Here is a 22,724-nt window from a genome sequence, read left to right on the forward strand (position 1 = left end):
AGGATTTATTAAGAGCAGCTACCTGGCTGAGTATTTTCTACGTATGAACCCGTTTCACCACGAAGAACATCGCCACCAGTTGAGCGAACAATTTCATTTGTAACATTATTTGCGATGGTATTCGATACCAGTTGCAATAAATCATTGACATCGCCTTGTGATTCTTTAAATTGTTGCACAACTGGAATAGCATTAATTTCTTCTTCGATTTTAGCAATTTTATCTTCAATCATTTTTAATGCTTTTTCTTTCCCTAAGTGTTGGAAATTAACCGCCTGTTTTTGTAAGCTTTTTAAGCTTGCAATACGTTCACGTACTTGTTGATTTTCATTAATCTGTGCTTCTGCCTTTTTGAAAAATTCAACCTCTGGTGTATTTGCAATCATATGTGCAATTTCATGTGATTTTTTAATTAAATCTTCTTTTGTATATAACACTTGTGTCATTTACGCTTCCACCTTTTCATTTTTTACGACTTCCACAAATTCACCCGTAAGTGAATAAGATGTAGTCTCTATTATTTTTACTTTTACTAATTGACCAATTACTTCTGCTGGTGCTTTAAAGTTAACTAAACGATTTTTCCGCGTATAGCCCGCTAGCACATCGTCTCGTCGTTTACTTGTACCTTCAACTAATACTTCGACAACCTCACCATTTAACCGTTCTAATGCTTTGCGTGAGTATTCACCCACCACTTCATTTAAACGTTGAAGACGCTCTTTTTTCACCTCTTCAGGTACATTGTCGACCATTTTGGCAGCTGGTGTTCCTTCACGAGGAGAATAAATATACGTAAATGCAGCCTCAAAGCCAACTTCACGATATAAGGACAATGTTTCCTCAAATTGCTCCTCTGTTTCATTCGGATAGCCAACGATAATATCTGTTGTTAATGTTACTTCAGGTATTGCGGCTTTAATTCTGTCTACTAAACCAAGGAAATGCTCACGTGTGTATTTACGCGCCATAATTTTTAGGACGTCATTCGAGCCAGATTGAACTGGTAAATGGATATGCTCCACTAAGTTGCCACGCTTTGCAAGGATTTCGATTAAATGATCATCAAAATCACGCGGATGACTCGTAGTAAAACGGATACGTGGAATATCGATCTTTCTTAATTCATCCATTAAATCGCCAAGACGATAGTCGATATCCTCAAAATCCTTCCCGTAAGCGTTGACATTTTGTCCCAGCAGCATAATTTCTTTATAGCCCGCAGCCGCTAACTCACGAACTTCGGCAATGATTTCCTCTGGACGACGACTGCGCTCTTTACCACGAGTATATGGAACGATACAATACGTACAGAATTTATCGCAACCATACATAATATTAACCCAAGCCTTAATGGAGCCAAGTCGTTTTTTCGGCAGATTTTCAATGACATCGCCTTCTTTAGACCAAACCTCAATCACCATTTCCTTCGACATATAGGCTTCTTTTAAAATGTTTGGTAAACGGTGAATATTGTGCGTACCAAATACCATATCGACGTGTGGATAGCTTCTTAAAATTTTATTAACAACAGATTCCTCTTGCGACATACAGCCACAAACCCCGATAAGCATCTCAGGGTTTTTTCGTTTATATTTCAGCAGGAAACCCAGTTCTCCAAATACTTTGTTTTCTGCATTTTCACGAATAGCACATGTATTCAGCAAGACAACGTCAGCCTCTTCAATCATCTCTGTTGGTGTGTAACCAAGCTGCATAAAAATCCCGGCCATCACTTCTGTGTCATGCTCATTCATTTGGCAGCCATAAGTACGAATATAGAAGGTGCGATCTTTGCCCATTCCTGCGAACTCTTCTGCAATGCTAAAATCCTTATGATACTTGACATCTTCTTTGCCACGTTTTTTAGCATCTTTTAAGGAAGGTGCTGTAAAGACCTTCTCAAAATATTTACTATAATCCTTTTCAGGCTTGTCTTCTTTTTTTGGTTGATTGACCTGTTGATTAGCTAAGCGTTGTTCCTCATTCATCGCAATCAGGTAACTCCTTTCAAACGAAATCCATGCACTTGAATTCCCATTTTATTATTATACTGAATAGTTGATACTTCCTACAAGGTTTGCGCCTCAAATGTCGTGGTTTCGACTTAATTACATGATGATAGGAGTAATTATCCATCAGCTTTAGCGTTCTATCCTTCAGTTTTGAAGCGCTATCCTTTCGTTTACATATGCTAACCATCGCTTTCATTAAAATACTTGCTGTACTTTACATGTAAGTACTGATTATACAATTTCAGCTTCATCCAACGTTTAATATTCATATCTTCTTTATACAGTAATGCATCTGTGTATTGTCCTTCTTTCACTAATCGCTTTGCTTCTAATTTTAATTTTTCATTGTTCATGTGTTTAAATAAAGTTTTTAGCGGAAGTAGTGACCATAGATGCTTAGTTTGGACATACGTTCGTTCATGATAAACGCCAAGCAAATAATCATCCACCATATACTGCATTAAATTATGACCGCTCGCCGTCACATAGTAGCTGGAAGCCCCTGCTCGCAAATTCATTTCAAATAGCTTATAGATCCCGTCTCGAGCATCATATTTCATATCAAAATTAGCAAAACCTGTATAGCCAATGTCCTCTAAAAAGTATCGAATGGAATCCATTAGCTGTTCATCGTAGTCTGTCATAACAGCTAAAGAAATACCTTTATTTTGCGGAGAAGGATCTTCAAGCAGTTTATTGCTGACACACATCAATTTGACTTTATGATCTCTTCCTACAAATACATCTAGTACACGAATAGAAGAATCATCACCTGGAATAAATTCTTGAACAATCAAGGAATCTTCATAGCTAGAACGATAAATACTGCGAATAATGTATTGCATCTCACTGGCATTATTTGCAAGAAATATTTTTTTCTTTTCGGGAAATGAACAGTGCGTATATGTCACTGCATTGGAAGGTTTAATGATAATGGGATACTGGAAAGGGAGTTCGCTGACTGCGTGATGCTCATTAGTTATGATCATGGTTTTGGGGTAGTTTAACTTATACTGATCACAAAGCTGATAAAATTTTTCCTTCGTTTGCACCTTCTTTAGTAAAGCTTGATCTATATAAGGTAAAATAAAATATGTTTCAAGCCGTTCTTTATTTTCAATGATAAGCTCTGCATAATAGCAGTCACAAACGATTAAAATCAATTTATTCTGTTGGCACTGCATGGCAACCTCGATTAAAGCTTGTACAAAATGGGTAGGGTCATCTAGACGCTCTACATAGTGAAAATCCAGAATGCTACTATTTTGCGTAGCAATTCCCTGTGAGCCTCCCAAAAAGAGTGAACGCATTGTTGCCCCTTTTACGGTGGGCTCAATAACAAGACTCTTGATACGATACGCTTCATAAAAAGAGCGGGCAACCCCGTAGGCATGCTGACCCGATTGTATAATAATAGGTAAAAAAGGTTGTTCTTTTATACATGTCAATTTGACTCGCCTCACATTATAAAAATGAATTTAATCATTTGTATGCCAGCTACATTATACTTATGTAACAGAATGAAAAGGCACTATTATGTAACTTTAGTGCCTTTTCATAGTGTTGAAAAACAAAACTATCCATAGAATTTTTGTGAAAGGTGAAAATGGATTTCCGTTGCAGATTACTTACTTTCCTGTCGACTCGCCTGTCTCGCTATCCCACGGGAGTCAAGTAGCCTTCCACTCCATAAAAATGTTAACTTTTTTTGCAAAGGTTCAAGTGGAGGGATGTTGTCACACATCACTTCTCCACATTGAAAATAAGAGGCTATCTCCTCTCTTATAATATAAATAATGGGCTATTTTGTTCAGGAAAAGACACTTTTGCAGAATGGTTGATTGGAGCGGAGCCAACGTCACTCCTAGGGGATTAGCGTCACAGTTGAGACATTGGAGCGCACGGAGTGAGTGAAGCAGCTCGTCAGACGCCCCCTGGAAAGGACGCTGGCAGAACGGAAATCAACCCCTCGCCTTTCAAAATGGCTGTTTCTGCTGTTGACATCACCTTTTTCCATCACGTTAATGCTATCATTTTTTTGACTCGCTGCTCAAAAGCAACAATAGCTTGAACACCGTGATTTTTTAGTAGCTCGGTATTAGCACTTGTATATTTACCTAGATCATCAGGGAAATGCGCATCAGAGGATATAGTAAAAGCCACTCCATGGTCAAGTAAGGTTTGTAAAAAACGAGGGCCTGGGCACATTTCCTTTACAGGGTAACGATAATACAGCCCAGCATTGATTTCAGTGGCAGTTTGAGTTGTCGTTAGGGCCTGGGCAATCCGTTTATACCAGGCATCAAGAAAAGCATGATTCTCCACCTGATAATTAAATACTTTAAAATTATCTAAATGTGCAACAAAATCAAACATATTGGAATGAATCATTTGCTCGACAACCTTAAAAAATTGCTCATAACTTTGTTGTAAAGCAGACTGATCCATTTGCTCAAAAAGATGTTGTGTTTGAGGATTATCAAAGCCCCAGCCGTCAACAAAATGGACAGAACCAATCACATAATCCCAAGGATAACCAGCTAATAAAGCAGCTAATTGCTCTTCCCCGCCAATAAAATAATCTGCCTCTATACCCAGTCTCAAAGTAATGCCATGTTGATGCCATTTTTCCTTCGCCTGCTGAATGGTCGACACAAAGGCATCTATGTTCTCTGTCATCACGCGATCTAGCCAATAGCGCTGTACTTGACCAATCTCACTATCATCCAACCTCATAAAGCGTTCGAAATAGGCACGCGTTTCTTGAAAACGATATAAATGATCAACAATGCCTACCTCACGCAAGCCAAGCTGCTTGGCCTGTTCGAGATATAAATCCAACCATTCCTCACTATAACAGCCCTTTTGCACTCGCTGTACTAACCGCTGTACTTGACAGGACATTTGTTGCTTGGAGCCTTTTTTCGCCTCATCCTCATGCTGGAAAAACTCCAGTGCCTGTGATGTACGCTCTAGCCAGCGAAATGAATAAGGTCCCTCTTCTAAATGTACATGATAATCAATTGTCATCAGCTTTTCCCTCCATTACATACCGTCCATTTTTCCTCATAGGCTTGCCATTCTAATGGACAAGTACTTTCACAAAGAATTTCTGTACATTCATCAAGATGACAAATTTGAAAAAATGATTTGCCATTTATTTTGGTTGCATCGGCTAATAAATAACTCACTTTACTATGCTTGAGCATCTTCTTAGAAATAAGGGATTCATCCAAATCGTAATCATAAACAATGCCCTCACTAATGCCACCGCACGATAAAAATGTCTTATCAAAATTCATATTATCAAGCATCTCTAAAGTCATAGCACCTGCAACTGAAGATTGTTTTGGATTCGCAGTGCCTCCTAGTAATATGACCTTGCCTGTCATACGTCGTTCTTCTATGGCTAAATTAAATTGTATTGCTGCTGCAATCGAGTTCGTTACAACCGTTATATCATCAACCGCTAGTAAAAAATCGGCCATATGGACCGTTGTCGTACCTGTATCAATTGCAATGGTATCACCATCACAAATACGTTTTGCTGCCATACGAGCAATTTGGCGCTTTGCCTCTTTTTGCATTTGCAGCTTGCGTAAAAATACAGGCTCGTTGCGCACGTTCGTATATTTAATAGCCCCACCATGGACTCTCGATAATAAATGCTGCTGCTCTAATTCATCAAAATCTCGGCGAATTGTTTCTGGTGCTACCTGAAGGGCATCGGCAATATTGGCAACAATGATTTTCCCGTCTCTCTCTAATTGCTTTAATATAAAATCAAATCTTTCAAGTTTGGCGTACGTCATGATAGTGCAATCACATCTTCTTTTGCGACATAACAGTTATAGGGTTTGCCCATTTCAATCGAATAGCCTTGTTGATGTAGTTGTTCCATTGTAAACACCGTTTCACCATCAAATGTAGTACGAATAATATTGCCACTCATTAATGATTGTTTAGCGATTCCTACTAGACACATATCTCCTTCTCGTTGATTGAGATGCAGTGCTTCTGGTCGAATGGCAAATTTAGAGGCTTGCTCGACTAAAGATTCTCCAAGCATGTTTTCTAAAGTCTCGCGTGTAAAGACATTATAATGCCCAATAAAGTTTGCAATAAATTCATTATTCGGTCTTGTATAAATCTCTGTTGGTGTACCGTTTTGAGCAATGCTCCCATTATTCATGACAAATATTCTGTCTGAAACGGCCATAGCCTCTTCCTGATCGTGCGTTACCAAAATCATTGTCATATTGAGCTTACGTTGAATAGCTCGTAAATCTGCTTGTAGCTTCTTGCGAATTTGAGCATCGAGTGCACTAAGGGGTTCATCTAATAGCAGCACTTTAGGACGGACGATTAACGCACGTGCCAGAGCAACACGCTGCTGTTGCCCCCCCGATAATTCGTTTGGGTAAGCATTGGCTTTCTCACTTAGATGAACGAGGGCTAGCATTTCTTGAACACGCTGCTCGATGTCTGCCGCATTGACTTTTTGCATGCGCAAACCAAAGGCAACATTTTCTTGCACAGTCATATTAGGAAAGAGTGCATAGGATTGAAAGACCATGCCCACTTGACGATCCTTTGGCTGTACGCCACTCATATCTTTTCCTTCAATTGTAATTTTACCAGACGATGCATCTGTTAAGCCTGCCACAATGCGCAAAATGGTGCTCTTGCCACAGCCGCTAGGACCTAACAATGTAATAAATTCACCCTTTTGGATATTCATCTGAATATTGCTTAAAACCGTTGCTTGTCCATATTTTTTATGAAGCCCTTCAATAATAAGATAACTCATAGATTTGTAGCACCTTTCGATCGTTTTGTTACAATGGCAATGACAAATGTTAATAGACCCATTAGCACGATATAGATAAAAACAACTGCACTTGCAATATGTCCACTTGTGCTAAGCTTTTTCATTAAGTAAATTTGAACTGTTTCAAAGCGAGAACCAACCACAAGGTTAATCAAAACAAATTCACCAAATAAGACGGAGAATGATAACAAAGCACCTGCAAATAAGCCTGGATAAACGGTAGGCAGTAGAATTTTTGTGAAAGCCTGCCTTTTTGATGCACCAAGCAATTGGGCCCCATCAAGTAGCTGCCTTGCATCTATATTTCTTAAACTATTTCTTGTTCCTTGATAGATATAAGGAAGAATCCCCACCACATAGGCTCCTAGAACAACGAATATCATTGGTATACCTATTTGGCTATACACTCGAATGAGCCCTACAGCTAAAATGATTCCAGGGAAAGAATAGACCATGACCACTGCTATCTGTATCCATTTTTCGTATGTAGGAAAATACAAAACAATAACGAAAATGGCTGGCACAATGACAAGGAGTGCAATACTAACCGCACCACTTGCTAATAACACAGAACGGCCAAATGCCTGGATAAAATCGGTATCCTGAAACAATGTGGCAAGCCATTTTAATGTAAGTCCTTCTGGTAATATTGTTTTATTCCATTTCGATGCAAATGCATAAAGCGTCGTTGCCAATACTGGCAATAGTAAATACCCCACTAACAAGAGGAAAAAGAAATCAGCCAAGCCTCGCTTTTTCATTTTACTTTCCTCCTTGTTTTAGAGATACTCCACTCACTAATTAGCATGGCTGTCACCATTGTCACTGCTAATATAACAGCAATGGCACTAGCTAGCTCTGGCTGAGCAAAGATATCACCTTTTATTAAGGAACCTATACGAATGGCCACTAAATTATAATTACTGCTTGTTAGAGCATAGGCAGAGGCATACGCTCCCATTGCATTAGCAAATAACACACTAAACGTTCCTACAATCCCAGGTAACATAACTGGTAAACCAATCTTCAGCCAAAATTGCCAACTAGACGCTCCTAATAAAGCTGCTGCCTCCTTCCACTGTTGCTGAATCCCATCATAAATGGGATATAACAACATTAGCGATAATGGCAGCTGGAAGTAAATATAAATAAGTAATAAACCGCCCCAGCTATAAAGAGAAAAGGATGTCAAAGCATCAATGTCCCATTTTTCAAATAACAATGTAAATAGACCACTATTACCAAGTAAAACGATAAAAGCAAATGCTAACGGAATACCTGAAAAATTGGATGTTAAGTTCGTTAGTATTAAAATTTTCTCCCGTACTGGCTCAGTCAACTTCATCATGGCATAAACAGCGAACAATGTGACTACTAATGCAATAACAGCCGATACAACAGACAATGTAATACTATTTTTAAAGCCTTGCAATATATAGTCGTTCGTAAAAATGGACTCGTATTGCGTTAATGTAAAGCCCTCACTAATTTGAAAGCTCGTAATAAGCATATACAGTAAAGGCACTAGGAAAAATAATAAGAGTAGTACAAGAAAAGGCGAAAGCCAGGCAATGGACTGCCGCTTCGATATCAACACAACCACTTCTTTCTATAATTACTTGCGGCTCAAGAAGGATAGTAGTCGCTCCAACCTAAAAGGAGCGATTATTCTTAGCTATACCTCTTTTGCTGTATACACACCTTCTAGCAAAAGGGGCACCATATCATCCGCAGGCTCCATATTTAATAAATGACAACACAGTGGTGCAATTTGTAATTGCGAAATAATCCCTTCTTTTATACCAGCCTTGACGGAATCCGAAATGACAAACAGTGGGACATGACGATCCTCATGCGTTGTTCCACCATGATTACCATCACTTGTCATACCATGGTCAGCCGTCACAATTACCTCATAGCCCTGTGCCATACACTTTGGAATAAATAATGAGAGCAGGGCATCCATCGCTAACACACGATTGCGGTATTGTGCAGAATCCGCCGTAAATTTGTGACCATCATCATCAACATTCATAGGATGAATATAAAGGAAATCAGGCTGCTTTTGATCCATTAACCAAGCTGCATCAGCAAATACATGACTATCTGGATAATGATCCTCAAAATAGAACAAGCCATTGTCAATCGGTAATTGCGTATCAAGCTGTAGCCTGTCCTCCATATAGTTAAATGGTGCTCTATTATAAAGCTCACTCACCCAATAATAGGCGGAGGCTGCCGTGGACAAACCATGCTCCTTCGCGACATGAAAGACACTTTTCTGAGTCGATAAGCGTACCGTCATATTGCTAGTAACGCCATGAACAATAGGGGGTGTCCCCGTTAAAATCGTCTCATATAATGGCCTTGATAATGATGGCACCTCTGCGCAAATCTTATAGCGAGCAGCCACCTGACGCTCCACTAAATGGTGCAAGAATCCCATATGTGTACAGGCTGTATCAAAGCGCAATGCATCGATGACAATAAGAACCACTTTGTTATTTTGCATGGATTAACACCTGCTCTTGATAGAGTTGAGGGATTTGCTTTGTTGTTTCTTCCCATTTCTTTTGATCTTTTACTGGCTGTGCATTCGTATACATATCTGCTGGTAATAATAAATCCTTTACATCTTGTGGAAGTTCTACGTTGTCTCGAATCGGACGCGCATAGCCTTTTGCTAAATTTTCTTGACCAGCGTCAGATAGAATGTATTCACGTGCTAGCATGGCAGCATGAGGGTTTTTGGCATATTTATTAATAATTGTTGCATAACCAGAAGTAACAGATCCTTCCTTTGGTATCACTACATCGAAGCGCTCCTCATCGATTTGGTGACGATAGCCTAATGCATTAAAATCCCATAAAATCGCTACATCAATTTCACCTTTTTCTAAGTTCGCTACTGATGGATCCCCCTGTAAACGACCTTGTTTCGCTAATTCAGCAAAGAAATCAACGCCTGGCTGGATGTTTGATTCATCTCCACCAAAGGCCATAGCTGCTGCTAAAATAGCAAACTGCGCTTGGTTAGCTGTTAATGCATCTCCAATACTGACTGTATAATCCCCATTTTTCAGATCCTCCCATGAGGTCGGGGCATTCTTTACATTATTTGTATCTGTTAAAAATGAAATTGTTCCAGTATAGCCAACAATCCAGTTTCCTTCATCGTCTTTTGCCCAATCCGGTATTTCATCCCAGTAGGAAGTTTTATATGGTAATGTTAAGCCCTTGTCCTTAGCGATTGGTCCAAAGGCAATTCCAACATCCCCAATATCGGCTGTCGCATCATCTTTCTCTGCTTCAAACTTCGCTAACTCCTCAGCACTCGACATATCCGTATCCTTGTGTTTGATGCTATATTCGGTTCCTAGCTCTTCCCAAGTTTCCACCCAGTTCGCCCATGTATCTGGCATACCAACAGAGTTAACAGTGCCCTCTTCCTTTGCTTTTTCTGTAATTTCTTCAAGCGATAAATCCTTGTTTACCTCATTTGCACTAGATGAACTGTCAGAACATGCTGCCAACATGGAAATGGCTAATGCACCGATTAGACCTTTTTTCCACAATTTTTGAATTGCCATGTGTTGGACCCTCCATTTGTTTTGGTTTATTTTTATTTGCTTACAACCCTAATGGTATAAAACAAACATTAAGCAAGTATGGAGGTCTTAAAAATATTTAGTAAAAATTATTGAGAAATTATAAATATCTATGAAAATACTTAATAAGTGAAGGAACATTGTAAAGCTGAATGGAGGAGATGAAGAAGAAATCTAGTTTTGTATGTGTACGTTGGCTTTACCAGACGTACACATACCTAGATTATTTGGGGAGACCTAAAAAATCTGCATATGTATGCGGCTCATTTTCCTTTAGAATTGTTAAAAATGTAAACGCCAGTTGCACAACTGACCACCATCTCATATTGTAGGACATCTCAAAACGAGAAGGTTCTAACGTAAAGACATCTTGAAAAATCGTGAGCGGCTCGATTTGCTCATCTTTTAAAATAGATAGAAAGCCCAGAAACAACGTATGATCCTTCACTTCAATCAGTTTGTCATCTACAAGAGCATCAATATTTTCAGGTTGCTGAAAATTACACTGTGTAGCTACATAACGCTCTAAATCCTGAGCACGCTTTCGATCTTCACGTTCCTTTTTCTTTGCAATAAAATCAATGACGTTATTCACGTGCATCGCCTCTTTTTTTCTTTTATTGTAGCATTTTTTAAAAGAACATTGCCCGCACCGCCCCCTACAATTTTTACATGAAACCTTTAATTGTGCTTTTACTCACGATTGTACATTGAATACTCGTGATTGCAGTGTCTTTACTCACAGTAGCAGTACTTTTACTCGCGATTGATCGCTAACAATAAAAAAAGACATCTTAAAAAAAGACATCTTATAATTAAGACGTCGCAATAGTGATTATCACTTTTCCTCCTCCCGTTATTGAATCATTAGCCAACGTTAGTGTTCCACCATGTTTTTGAATGATGGACTCGGCAATATAAAGCCCCATGCCATGATGGTCTGCTGCATTTCTACTTGGATCTCCCCGATAAAATTGCTTTGTGGCTCTCTTTAAATCTTGCGATGAAAAACCAGCCCCACTATCCATCACAGTAAAATGAATAATATCGGCCTCTCCCTGAACAAATAAAGTGACTTTGCTATTATGTGGCGTGTGCTCTATAGCATTAACGATCAAATTTAATAAAGCCCGATAAAAAAGCTCCTCCTCTATCATAAAGGCATCAGGCAGTTTATTCTTTTCTACACTAACTTCAAGGTTTTTTTCTAAAGCAAGCGCCTTCATTTGCTGTTCTAGCTGTTGTATAAATGAAGCCAGCTCTACAGTTGTTTTTACACCACCAACACTTTGCTCCATATTGGATATATCCATTAATTGCTTTGTGAATTTTTCAATTTCTAGCGTATTTTTTAATATATAAGTGTTGTATTCTTTTTGTACTTCATCTTGAACAGTATCCAATAAAAGTTCCGCATTACCTCTAATAATTGTAAGAGGTGTTTTCAAATCATGAGCAAGTGCAGAAATTTGTTCTCTGCGTGCTCTCTCTGCCTGCCATTGTTGTGTCAATGAAGTATTTAATGCCTCCTTCATCTGCTCAAAGGAGAGTGCAATATCATCAATTTCTCGAATCCCAGATGGTTTTATATGAAAATCTAAATTTTGATGTTGGATTTTTTCAATGGCTTCTTGTAGGCCCAACATTTTTCGTTTAAGTCTTCTGCCGAAATGCACAGCAAGTACCGTTGCCTGTACGATAACGCCTATAATAAACAATAGTAAAGCCGTTAATTGGGGATTAGGTAAATATTTTCTCATAACAGGTGAGCGATACTCAGGGGCTAAACCATAGCGTAAAATACACACTTCCTGTTCTCGCTCAACAAATGCATAAAATCGAACATTACTTTTCGTCTCTCCCTTTTCCTTTAAACGCCATGCATGGGAAGCCTCTTTTTCTGTTAAAGTACCAGAAAGAAATTCCCCCTTATTAGAAATCACTGCGTAGTCTACAAGATCAGGAATCATATCATCTGTGACCTCACTGCTTGTAGCAATACGGTCTTTCGCTAAAGTGATTTGTGTTTCAGCATAATTGGCTGGCAAAATAATAGTAGCTGAAAAAGCAAACATGAATAAACCGATTAATAGTGCCCCTAATAAAATGATACTTAAGCAAAGAAAGAATAAATATCTCAGGAAAAATGTATGAAGGTGTGTTCCTTTCCTCGGTTTTATCATCTCCATTTATAGCCGATCCCCCAAACCGTATCAATGACATCTATGTCAAACGCATGTAGCTTTGACCGAATATTTTTGACATGTTCTGTTATCGCTGTACTGTCACTTTTGCCATCAAATCCAAAAATTGATTCGTATATCTGTTCTTTTGAGAAAACTTGCCCACGATGCCGTGCTAAAAATTCACATATTTCATACTCACTTTTAGTTAGCAGAACGCGCTCATTCTGAACAAACAGTTCTTTACCAGAAAGATTAAAATGAACTTTATCACTATAAAGGATGTTCCGCTTCTCTCTGCTTTCCCGTCGGATATGCGCATTCACCCTTGCCCGTAGCTCTCCAATGCCAAATGGTTTAATCAAATAATCATCTGCACCTAAGCCTAAACCATACATCACATCTTCTTCTAAGGATTTAGCTGTAAGAAAAAGAATCGGACAATCTACAGCATGCCGAATTTGCCCACATAATGTAAAGCCATCCATAATAGGCATCATCACATCAAGCAAAATTAAATCAAAGGAACCTAAATCCATCTTTCCTACTTCTGTCGGTTTGGACACAATGGTTACTAAGTGATTATCTTTATAAAGTGCATTTTTTATCAACATTAAAATATCTACTTCATCATCCACTACTAATATATTTGCCATAATTCACCCTCTAATTTTCAGATGCTCTACCTTCCCATCTCCAAAACCATAAACAAGACAGCGCAAAAGTCAATAGGATACCCCCTAAGCACGCCATTATGCCAGTTTGAATACTTGTTTTGAGCAATGTTAAATCGGTTCCCATCGATGTTAAAATCCATAATGAAACAAAATGACCGCTCCATCCATAAGGTAAAAAGGGCCAAATACGATCCCCTAAGCCTGTAAGCAATAGGGCGACCAACAGCGCTTCTACAATACTTAAACCAATCGAAGCGCCTTTACCAAATTGGAGGCTTACAAATAAATGTAACATATAGAAAATCACATGACTGCCGAATAGAATACAAGCAGCCATACTATAAAATGAATAGCTCAAATCTACTTCATGTAATAATTCTCTAATGCCAAAACTAAAAATAGTTATAGATAGAAAGATGGCTCCAAAGCTAAACAATAATAATAAGATGAGCTTGCTCATGTATGCCTTTATTTTTATGTTTGTTGTAGCTAGCATGCCTTGGAAACGACCAGCGTTTGCTTCTTGCTCAGATGCCATAGCACATACTAATCCTATAATAATCGGTAGCCCACAAGCTAACCCCTGAAAATAGGCAGTTACTTTTCCTTGAAAATCCCATGGCGAATAGGAGTAGTAGGCTAGAAATAGCCCAGAAATAGCAAGGGGGACAAGTATATGTGTCAGCAAAAAAGGTGTTCGTTTTGTTTTAAGGCATTCCACTCTCAATAATCGTAACATGTCCATCCGCTAGTTCGCCTCCCTTTTTTGGAACCACTTCGCAGTTAGAAAGCTAATCATCATAAACCAAACTAGTGCTATCAGTAAGCCCGGAAGTATAACGCCTTTATCCAATAAAGGACTACCTTGTGGTACTGGTAGACCGTTTGGTAATATGCCAAGTGTAGAACATAATAAACGTGCACCAATTGCAAATGGATAGTAATACCATAGTTCCCCATCCGCAAAGGCAACAATCCCTAAGATATTGGCTACTACATTGAGTAAGATAGTCAAATAGGTGCCTAATTTAGCTGCTAGGAAAAGACATAAAGGTATTTGCCACAAAAACGTCAAGAAAATAACAAAAGTACTTAGTAAACTGCTCGCTATTGGTAAACTATAACCGAATAGCCTGCCCCCAGCCGTGATTCCCCCAAAGAAAATAATCGTAATCAAAAGAAGCCATATGCTTAATGATACTATTTTTCCTAGCCAAATCTTTTTAAGATCCAGTGGTAAAGCAAGAATACTATGGTATTTTATTTTTTTATCCTTTTCGACCACTAAGGCACAGCAAATCGTCAGTGCACCTGGCAGCAGCAAAGTATACCACCAGTTATAAGCACCTATTTGAAAATACACGCCACCCATCAGCACGGCACTTATCAGTAAGGTCACAAGGGGCGTAAGCCAAAGTAGTTTGGCAATAAATGTTCGTTTCCATTTTAATTTTTCCGCTTTCATTATGGCTATCATGCTAGTAACCTACCTTTCTATTGGTAGCTACAACCTGCATAAACAGTGATTCTAATTCCTGACCTTGTGGTGCCGGTCCCTGATAGCCAAGCTTGCCATCAGCAATAATGCCAATGTCATCCACGACCTGTTCCACCTCAGACAAAATATGACTAGATAAAATAACGGTGATACCTTGCTCTGGAAATGAGCGAATAAGCTGACGAAGCTCCTGTATACCAATCGGATCCAGTCCATTTGTAGGTTCATCTAAAATTAACAGCTTTGGCTTGTTTAGCAGCGCAATCGCTATACCTAATCGTTGCTTCATACCTAAGGAAAACTGCCCCGCCCGTTTTTTTCCTGTATTCGTTAAATCTACAATTTTTAATACTTCTTCAATACGACTTTGCGGTAGACCTAACGCTATCGTGCGAACTTGTAAATTTTCCGTTGCTGTTAAATTGTCATACAGGGGAGGTGTTTCAATTAACACGCCGATGTCCTGTAAATCATTTCGTGTCCATGTATGTCCATTAAAAATGATATTTCCAGCATTTGGTCGTAACATACCTGTCATCATTTTTAATGTTGTGGATTTCCCCGCTCCGTTTGGTCCAAGTAAACCGTAGACTGTATTACGTTGGATTTCTAACGATACATTATCCACAATTTTTTGCCCTTTAAACGACTTATTAAGATTTTCTATCTTCAATATTAAATCTTTCATCATTAATCATCATCCTTTCAATGACCTTAGTATAAAAAACAATTATAAGGATTTTATAAGGATTCAATATCAAATACTCGCGGTAGCTAGGCTTTTACTCGCGATTCCTTACTAAAGCATAAAAAAAGCATTTAGAATGTCCTCATTCCAAATGCTTTGATTCTATCATTTTTACATAAATTCTTTTACTAAATCATTGAAATCATTTTCGCTCATTTTAATATCGATATCTGTTAATGGTAGCTCTGAGTAGCCAGGTACTTTTTCTTGATACGATGTTGTTTCCGTATCATGATAAATAACACCTGTTACTAAGCCCTCATGCTCCATCACTGTACGCATTGCCATACCACGATCATTGTGATCATAGCCTTCTACATCCGCTAGTTTTGTTAAGTTCTCTTTAAACCAATCGTATGTGTTCACTTTGTTATACGTTACACAAGGTGAAAAGACATTGATAAATGAGAAGCCTTTATGGTTGATACCAGCTTCGATTAAAGCTGTCAACTCTTTAATGTCAGTAGAGAAGCCTTGTGCCACAAATGTTGCACCACTTGTTAATGCTACCTCTAATGGTTTCAACGATGGTTCAATCGCTCCACCTGGTGTAGATTTTGTAATAAATCCAGCAGCAGAACGTGGCGATGTTTGACCTTTTGTTAAACCATAAATTTGATTATCCATTACAATATACGTAATATCAATATTACGACGGATAGCATGAATTGTATGCCCCATACCGATAGCAAATCCATCACCATCACCACCAGAAGCGATGACATGTAGATCACGATTGGCCATTTTTAATCCTTGTGCAATCGGTAGTGCACGACCATGAATACCATGGAATCCATAAGAATTAATATAGCCCGAAATACGTCCTGAACAACCAATTCCTGAAATTACAGCAAGTTCATTTGGCTCAATTCCGACATTTGCTGCAGCACGTTGAATAGCTGCTTGTACAGAGAAGTCTCCACAACCTGGGCACCAGTTTGGTTTCACTGTATTACGAAAATCCTTAAATGTTGCCATTAGCGAGTCAACTCCTTCACACGATTTTCTAATTCACCTGGCAAGAATGGCGTACCATTATATTTAGTGATTGTCGCGATTTTATCGTGACCACCAATATTCATCTTCATAATATTAGCCAATTGACCCGTATAGTTATTTTCTACAACGATCACTTTTTTCGCTTGTGCTACAAGAGGTGCCATTTCCTCAGATGGGAATGGGTGAATTAAACGAATATGCGCATGATTCACTTTCATTCCTTGCGCATTAAGTCGTTCTTGCACTTCCTCGATAGCTCCTCTTGTTGAGTTAAAGCCTACTAATAAGATATCCGCTTCCTCATGTGGTGCATTGACAAAGACAGGGTTATCAAATTTCAAACTCTCTAATTTACGGAAGCGTTTATCCATTTGTGTTTGACGATTGCCCGTTGCCTCAGATGGCTTCCCTGTTTCATCATGTTCAACACCTGTAACGTGGTGAATACCATGCAATGTACCTGGTAAAACACGAGGTGAAATCCCATCTTCAGTATCTTCATAGCGTTTGAAGTAGGCTTTATCGACAGCTTCATCAAGGTCATCAATCACAATTTTACCTCGACGAATTTCAATTTTATCGTAATCAAACGGTTCTACCGATTGTTTCCCTAGAGACAATTGTAAATCTGTCATTAAAATAACTGGTAATTGCAATTCCTCTGCAATATTAAATGCTTGGATTGTATCAAAAAATGCTTCCTCCATTGTTGAAGGCGCAATGACTACTTTAGGGATTTCTCCATGTGTTCCGTAAAGCATAGCCATTAAGTCCGATTGTTCTTGCTTTGTTGGTAGTCCAGTTGAAGGGCCCCCACGTTGCGTGTCTACTACTACTAATGGTTGCTCTGTCATACCTGAAAGACCAATTGCCTCCATCATCAATGAAAGACCAGGGCCTGCTGAAGCAGTAAAGGAACGTACACCACCAAAGTTAGCTCCGATTGCCATTGTTGCCGCAGCAATCTCATCCTCCGTTTGGATAACTGTCCCACCGAATTTTGGTAGCTTCTTAATTAAGTATTCCATAATTTCAGAAGCTGGCGTAATTGGGTATGCTGCCATAAAGCGTGTCCCAGCAGCTAATGCACCAAGTGCCACTGCATCGTTACCAATCATAAACATACGACGTTTGCCGTCTGCAGGTGCAAGTTCCCATTGGCCTACACGTTCACCCAAAAGCTCATTCATAATTTGACGACCACGTGTAATGGCTTCCATATTTTTTTGAACGACCTCTTCGCCCTTTTTCCCAAAAATATCATCAACAACATTTTGGAACACTGCATCCTCTAGGTTAAGCAATGATGCTGTTGCTCCGATGGCTACCATGTTTTTCATTAACGATGTACCAAGCTCTGCTGCTATTTCTGTAAATGGAACAGCAAATAATGGCGCCTTTGAATCTTCTGGTTTGACCGGGTCAAATTTTGCATCCGCTAAAATAACACCGTTTTCTGTGAGCTCTTTATAATTGACATCGATTGTTTCCTGATCGAATGCCACTAAAATATCTAAATCATCCGCAATTGCACGCACTTCTGTTGGACGAACTGTAATTTTATTATTCGTATGGCCACCTTTAATTCGAGAAGAGAAGTGACGATAACCGTATAGGAAATAGCCTAGACGATTCATTGCCATTGAGAAAATTTCACCTGTACTCTCAATCCCTTCACCCTGTTGCCCACCGACTTTCCATGAAAGCTGATGTAACATGTCAACAACTCCTTAAATCCAATGTGTACTATTATTTTTCCTTCATAAGTTTAACACGAAGAAACCTTCTGCACTATTGTTTCTCAACGATTTAGGCGAAAATCAGACCTTTGACTGAAAATCCTGTTCATAAAGTTGTAATTTTCAAATCCAAGCAAAATCACACCTCTATTTCAAGTGACATGTATCATATGTAAACAGGAAAACGAAAAAATGCCTTGCCACGTTATTATGTGACAAGGCATTTTAGTTCATTACTTTTTTATCGAATACGTTTTTCCACGAGCAGCTTCAAGGCTGTACGTTCTTCACCAGCAATTAAAATATCGGCAAACGCCGGTGCGCAAATTAAATCTGTGCCACTTGGCGCTACAAATCCGCGTGCAATGGCCACTGCTTTTACGGCTTGGTTAAGTGCACCTGCCCCAACTGCTTGCATTTCTGCCTGCCCTTTTTCTCTGATTACCGCGACTAATGCACCTGCAACTGAATTTGGATTAGAGCGTGATGATACTTTTAATGAATCCACAATTATTCCTCCCCGTTTCGCGAATAGTGTTTACGCTCAACAACTCATGTCCCCCTTTTTGGACCTCAAGTTATTGTCCGTAGCACATTTTATGCTCCGCAAAACGGAAATAGACTAGTTTCACAAATAAACCTGTATCCACAGCAAAAGAGTCGTAAACCAACATACTTCGACTTATTTATCCTTGAAACGGATAATCTTCATTTATATAAATGCGTTCACAGGCAGTAGCTTTCCCTGTTCGATCATCCATCTCTACAAAGAAACCACTTAAAACCTCTCGTCCTTTTTTCGGTACTTCAAAACGGGATGGCATATTTGTTTGGAATTTATAAATGACACTATCCTTCGTCATGCCTAAAACCTCATCATATGGACCTGTCATACCTACATCCGTAATATAGGCTGTGCCGTTCGGGTAAATTCTTGCATCGGCCGTTTGTACATGTGTATGCGTCCCCACAACCGCAGAAGCCTTGCCATCTAAATGCCAGCCAAGGGCAATCTTTTCACTAGTCGCTTCCGCATGAAAATCTACGAAAACAAGTGGTGACGTTTGACGGGCTTCCTCAATTAGCTTATCTGCCATTGCGAATGGGTCCTCATGAGGAGGTAAAAATACACGACCATGTAAATTAATGACAGATAATGTCACACCGTTTTTAGAAATTTGCACCATACCTTTACCAGGTGCCTCACTTGAAAAGTTAGCAGGACGAATTAAATAATCCGCATCATCGATAAAATCGAAAATATCTTTATTGTCCCATGTGTGATTACCCATTGTAATTACATCTACACCTATTTGTAGCAGGCTATTATAAATATTATGAGTAATGCCACGTCCTGCCGCAGCATTTTCACCATTGGCAATGACAACGTCTGGATTATATTTCTTTTTTAAGCGAGGTAAATATTTTTCCACCGCATCTCGACCAATTGAACCTACAATATCGCCAATAAATAAAACCTTCATTTTTTAACCACTCTTTCTTTCCATTACGCCTCTATATCATTATGCTTCTGAGACTTTAACTTCGCACCTGAATACCATCACTAATTGTAACGCTAGGAGGAGGATTACGCAAAATAAAATATCAATTACGCCTCGGCGTCATTGCCGCTGATACTTCGCCTTTGCGCAGATAAACAATGCTTCCAGATTTTTTCGAGCTAACAAGTAGAAGTTAACCTAAGACCGTCACGACCTGTGACAACAATTAACTGACCTGCATCGTGCAGGCTTTCTTCAATATCAATAACCTCCGCCAGTATCCTTGGAGCAACATGATATTGGTCACACCGTTATTGCTCCTTTTGGTGTCTCCCTATTTCAGTTGGCGTCTTCATTGCAAAAAACATCGGCTAAATCAAGATCAATCTAACAACGCGAAATCACTTGATGCTTTTTCACATTTAAATAAATTAGTGTTGAAGATAGTGTAAGCCAATTGTTTTTGATAAGCTTTAAAAAAACAATTTGTTTCATCTTTCGTTTCATTAACTTAACCTTTAATACGTCTGGATAAGCCTTTAAAAAGGATTGAATCTCATACTTCATCTCTTGTGCAGTAGCACTTTGATGAAGAATAATCAATAGCCCCTCCAATTGGTAATTCAGAAAGCTATTTTTCACTTCCGCATAAACCTCGCCATCCTGTAATTCCTTCAAAAGCTTTTTATACAATACATCATAATTGTATCGTAAATGGACCATGGCTTTTTTTGTTAAGGAGCTTTCATTCGCCACATTATAATAATAAAGCTGTCTTGGAACATAACAGATGGACTGATTTTGTATGACAGCCCTTGTCAGAAACACTGTATCCTCTGCAAAGCTCATCGCTTCATCAAACCGTAGCCTATGGAAATCTAAAAAGGATTTTTTATACAATTTACAGCTGGCAAAACCAAAATGTGTTTCCCCTATTTCAGTAAATAATTTGTGTAAACAATCAATGACACTGTAAGTACAGTAGCTGTTGGATGGATAATATAACGACCTGCTGCCCTCCGCTGCTTGCCAAAATAAATCACATTTTGCAATAGCAGAGCCTGTCAGCTTACATGCTTGATACAATTCTTCAAGCATCGTTAGCTCTAGCCAATCATCTGCATCAACAAAGGTAACATATTGACCGTTGGCATGGTCTATTCCAACATTTCTTGCTTTACTAACACCACTATTGGCATTCGTAAAAATGGTCATACGTGCATCAATTTGTGCAAACTTTTGTAAGATCGTTAATGATTGATCTTCACTGCCATCATTAATGACAATTATCTCAATATCCTTTAATGTTTGCTGACAAATGCTTGTTAAACATTTCTCCAAATAGGGCTCAGCATTGTAAACAGGTACAATAACGCTCACTAAGATTTTGGACGCCAAAATATTGCGCCTCCTTTACGAAAAAGCTCTAGCCACTTTGATTTTTGTTTTTTCGTCAAAGCAATACAAAATAGACTGATACCTGCCAGTAGCGTGTAGTAAAAAATAGATAGGCTAATAGATAGCCAAGTAACTGAAGGGTTTGTTAGTTCCCATAAAAGTTCACTACAGCAAATAGCAACAACAAAGGCCAGTACTAGCCTGCCAATAGTTCGCCAAAACCTAAAGATATCCAAGCCAATTTTCTTGTGGTAATACATATTCATAATCACTACATTTCCAATAAATAATGAACAAGCTGTAACAATCGCGGTACCGATTTTGCCATAAAAGTAAATAGCCGGTATTGATACAAAAATATTTGCAACGGCAACAATGATTAATAAAATGGTTCTAAATTTAAACAAATTTTTTGCCTTCAACACATTAAGACCTAGATTTTGTATGAGATCAATACTAAACGGCACCATAATAATGAGGACAATCGCATAAATGGCAATAAACTCTTGACCTAGCCATAATACTAGAAACTCTTGACCAAAAAGAAAAAAGCCCCCTAATATATAGCCCACAACTAAAAATTGAATCGCGCCAACTTTTACGAATAGCTGATTTATTTCTACTAAGCCATCTTCTTTTGTCACTAGCATAGAAATACGAGGTAAAAACAATCCGCTAATCGCTAAAGCCAGTGACATAAAAATCAACACAATTTGAATCGCTACTGCATAGATGGCAACATCCTCGGTCCCCTTAAATATGCCTAATAACACTTGATCTGTTTGCCAATAAATTTTATCAACAATCACAGTAATAAAAATAAAAAATGAATAGATGAAAATTTCCTTTATGAGAGTTGTATTTTGGAGACTAAATGTGAATTGGATGGACAGCACCTTCATGCAATAAATGGCATCTAACAGTAAAAAAAGTATGTTGTAAATAGCAATAATATAGATCAATGTCACCGCATCTGTTCCCTGTAAAAGAAAAAACAACATTGTCAGGGGCTGCACAATCACCTGTAATAATGTCGTTAATTTAATAAAAATAAATTTTTCATATGCTTGTAAGATGGAAGTGAAGACACCTAGCGGAAATTGCATTGCTAAACTAATCGTCATTATAAAGCCCATTAACCTAGCCTTTTCTAATTGTTCCCCAGATAAGCTTTGCCCAAAAATAATATCCACATGAGAAAATAAGAAAAATCCTATTAATAAAGTAAGACAGCCGATACCAACAAATAATTTCAGAAAAAATCCATTTAATGCTGCTTCTAATGTTGGATCTGCTGCTGCTCGATTTCTAGCAATATAGCGTACAATAGCATTACCTAACCCCAAATCTAAAATGGAGAGATAACCTACAAGTACAATCATTAAGGAATATAGACCAAATTCTTTCTGACCAAGGAGTGATATCATAATCGGTGTGAAAATGAGTGAAGAGAGCATTGTACAGCCGATTGTTATATAAGAAAGAATGGCTCCAATCTTTATTTCTTTCATGAGCACACCTTTCTA

The 22,724-nt window shown here is 38.5% G+C and carries 22 protein-coding genes; all 22 read right to left on the bottom strand.

Annotated elements, in window-relative coordinates:
- Positions 1 to 8: 8 nt before the first annotated feature.
- Positions 9 to 446 (bottom strand): YlbF/YmcA family competence regulator, encoded by a 438-nt coding sequence (locus tag CRI88_RS02450; RefSeq protein WP_058844648.1) that lies wholly within the window; start codon positions 444 to 446, stop codon positions 9 to 11.
- Complete coding sequence (gene miaB / locus CRI88_RS02455) at positions 447 to 1,991, bottom strand: tRNA (N6-isopentenyl adenosine(37)-C2)-methylthiotransferase MiaB (RefSeq protein ID WP_058844647.1); 1,545 nt, start codon at positions 1,989 to 1,991, stop codon at positions 447 to 449.
- Between the two features lie 203 nt (positions 1,992 to 2,194).
- Positions 2,195 to 3,463, bottom strand: coding sequence for a carboxylate--amine ligase (locus tag CRI88_RS02460; protein ID WP_058844646.1), 1,269 nt, complete (start codon positions 3,461 to 3,463; stop codon positions 2,195 to 2,197).
- Positions 3,464 to 4,031: 568 nt separating this feature from the next.
- Entirely contained in the window at positions 4,032 to 5,045 is a 1,014-nt protein-coding gene (locus CRI88_RS02470; protein WP_089932031.1) for a histidinol phosphate phosphatase domain-containing protein, read from the bottom strand.
- Positions 5,045 to 5,827: a DeoR/GlpR family DNA-binding transcription regulator gene (locus CRI88_RS02475; RefSeq protein WP_036121221.1), complete on the bottom strand. Its 783-nt coding sequence runs from the start codon at positions 5,825 to 5,827 to the stop codon at positions 5,045 to 5,047. The genes CRI88_RS02470 and CRI88_RS02475 overlap by 1 nt, the downstream gene beginning before the upstream one ends.
- Positions 5,824 to 6,825 carry an ABC transporter ATP-binding protein gene (locus tag CRI88_RS02480; protein ID WP_036121224.1) on the bottom strand — a complete coding sequence of 334 codons (1,002 nt, stop codon included), beginning with the start codon at positions 6,823 to 6,825 and terminating at the stop codon, positions 5,824 to 5,826. The genes CRI88_RS02475 and CRI88_RS02480 overlap by 4 nt, the downstream gene beginning before the upstream one ends.
- Entirely contained in the window at positions 6,822 to 7,607 is a 786-nt protein-coding gene (locus CRI88_RS02485; protein WP_058843914.1) for an ABC transporter permease, read from the bottom strand. Before CRI88_RS02485 ends, CRI88_RS02480 begins: the two co-directional genes overlap by 4 nt.
- Positions 7,604 to 8,449 carry an ABC transporter permease gene (locus tag CRI88_RS02490; protein ID WP_180957771.1) on the bottom strand — a complete coding sequence of 282 codons (846 nt, stop codon included), beginning with the start codon at positions 8,447 to 8,449 and terminating at the stop codon, positions 7,604 to 7,606. The genes CRI88_RS02485 and CRI88_RS02490 overlap by 4 nt, the downstream gene beginning before the upstream one ends.
- 72 nt (positions 8,450 to 8,521) lie before the next feature.
- A complete protein-coding gene (locus tag CRI88_RS02495) occupies positions 8,522 to 9,358 on the bottom strand; it encodes an alkaline phosphatase family protein (RefSeq protein ID WP_058843915.1) in 837 nt (278 codons plus the stop codon).
- Entirely contained in the window at positions 9,348 to 10,436 is a 1,089-nt protein-coding gene (locus CRI88_RS02500; protein ID WP_101966385.1) for an ABC transporter substrate-binding protein, read from the bottom strand. Before CRI88_RS02500 ends, CRI88_RS02495 begins: the two co-directional genes overlap by 11 nt.
- A gap of 241 nt (positions 10,437 to 10,677) precedes the next feature.
- A complete protein-coding gene (locus CRI88_RS02505; protein ID WP_257982866.1) occupies positions 10,678 to 11,055 on the bottom strand; it encodes a 2-oxoglutarate ferredoxin oxidoreductase subunit beta in 378 nt (125 codons plus the stop codon).
- 214 nt (positions 11,056 to 11,269) lie between these two features.
- Positions 11,270 to 12,643 (bottom strand): sensor histidine kinase, encoded by a 1,374-nt coding sequence (locus tag CRI88_RS02510; RefSeq protein WP_101966387.1) that lies wholly within the window; start codon positions 12,641 to 12,643, stop codon positions 11,270 to 11,272.
- Entirely contained in the window at positions 12,634 to 13,293 is a 660-nt protein-coding gene (locus CRI88_RS02515; RefSeq protein ID WP_058843918.1) for a response regulator transcription factor, read from the bottom strand. The genes CRI88_RS02510 and CRI88_RS02515 overlap by 10 nt, the downstream gene beginning before the upstream one ends.
- 10 nt (positions 13,294 to 13,303) lie before the next feature.
- Positions 13,304 to 14,059: a lantibiotic immunity ABC transporter MutG family permease subunit gene (locus CRI88_RS02520; RefSeq protein ID WP_101966388.1), complete on the bottom strand. Its 756-nt coding sequence runs from the start codon at positions 14,057 to 14,059 to the stop codon at positions 13,304 to 13,306.
- A gap of 3 nt (positions 14,060 to 14,062) precedes the next feature.
- A complete protein-coding gene (locus tag CRI88_RS02525) occupies positions 14,063 to 14,791 on the bottom strand; it encodes a lantibiotic immunity ABC transporter MutE/EpiE family permease subunit (RefSeq protein ID WP_101966389.1) in 729 nt (242 codons plus the stop codon).
- Between the two features lies 1 nt (position 14,792).
- Positions 14,793 to 15,500 (bottom strand): lantibiotic protection ABC transporter ATP-binding protein, encoded by a 708-nt coding sequence (locus CRI88_RS02530; RefSeq protein ID WP_036121278.1) that lies wholly within the window; start codon positions 15,498 to 15,500, stop codon positions 14,793 to 14,795.
- A gap of 171 nt (positions 15,501 to 15,671) precedes the next feature.
- Positions 15,672 to 16,538: a 2-oxoacid:ferredoxin oxidoreductase subunit beta gene (locus CRI88_RS02535; protein WP_058843921.1), complete on the bottom strand. Its 867-nt coding sequence runs from the start codon at positions 16,536 to 16,538 to the stop codon at positions 15,672 to 15,674.
- Positions 16,538 to 18,277 (bottom strand): 2-oxoacid:acceptor oxidoreductase subunit alpha, encoded by a 1,740-nt coding sequence (locus CRI88_RS02540; RefSeq protein ID WP_101966390.1) that lies wholly within the window; start codon positions 18,275 to 18,277, stop codon positions 16,538 to 16,540. Before CRI88_RS02540 ends, CRI88_RS02535 begins: the two co-directional genes overlap by 1 nt.
- A gap of 262 nt (positions 18,278 to 18,539) precedes the next feature.
- The gene (locus CRI88_RS02545) at positions 18,540 to 18,806 is read right to left on the bottom strand and encodes a stage V sporulation protein S (protein WP_004224903.1); all 267 of its coding nucleotides are present in this window, start codon (positions 18,804 to 18,806) and stop codon (positions 18,540 to 18,542) included.
- Between the two features lie 178 nt (positions 18,807 to 18,984).
- On the bottom strand, positions 18,985 to 19,782 hold the full coding sequence (locus tag CRI88_RS02550; protein WP_058843922.1) for a TIGR00282 family metallophosphoesterase: 798 nt from the start codon (positions 19,780 to 19,782) through the stop codon (positions 18,985 to 18,987).
- Between the two features lie 405 nt (positions 19,783 to 20,187).
- Positions 20,188 to 21,198, bottom strand: coding sequence for a glycosyltransferase family 2 protein (locus tag CRI88_RS02555; RefSeq protein WP_257982867.1), 1,011 nt, complete (start codon positions 21,196 to 21,198; stop codon positions 20,188 to 20,190).
- Entirely contained in the window at positions 21,180 to 22,709 is a 1,530-nt protein-coding gene (locus CRI88_RS02560; RefSeq protein WP_089932019.1) for an oligosaccharide flippase family protein, read from the bottom strand. The genes CRI88_RS02555 and CRI88_RS02560 overlap by 19 nt, the downstream gene beginning before the upstream one ends.
- Between the last annotated feature and the right edge of the window lie 15 nt (positions 22,710 to 22,724).

Source organism: Lysinibacillus fusiformis, from assembly GCF_002845985.1.
Lineage (GTDB): Bacteria > Bacillota > Bacilli > Bacillales_A > Planococcaceae > Lysinibacillus > Lysinibacillus fusiformis_D.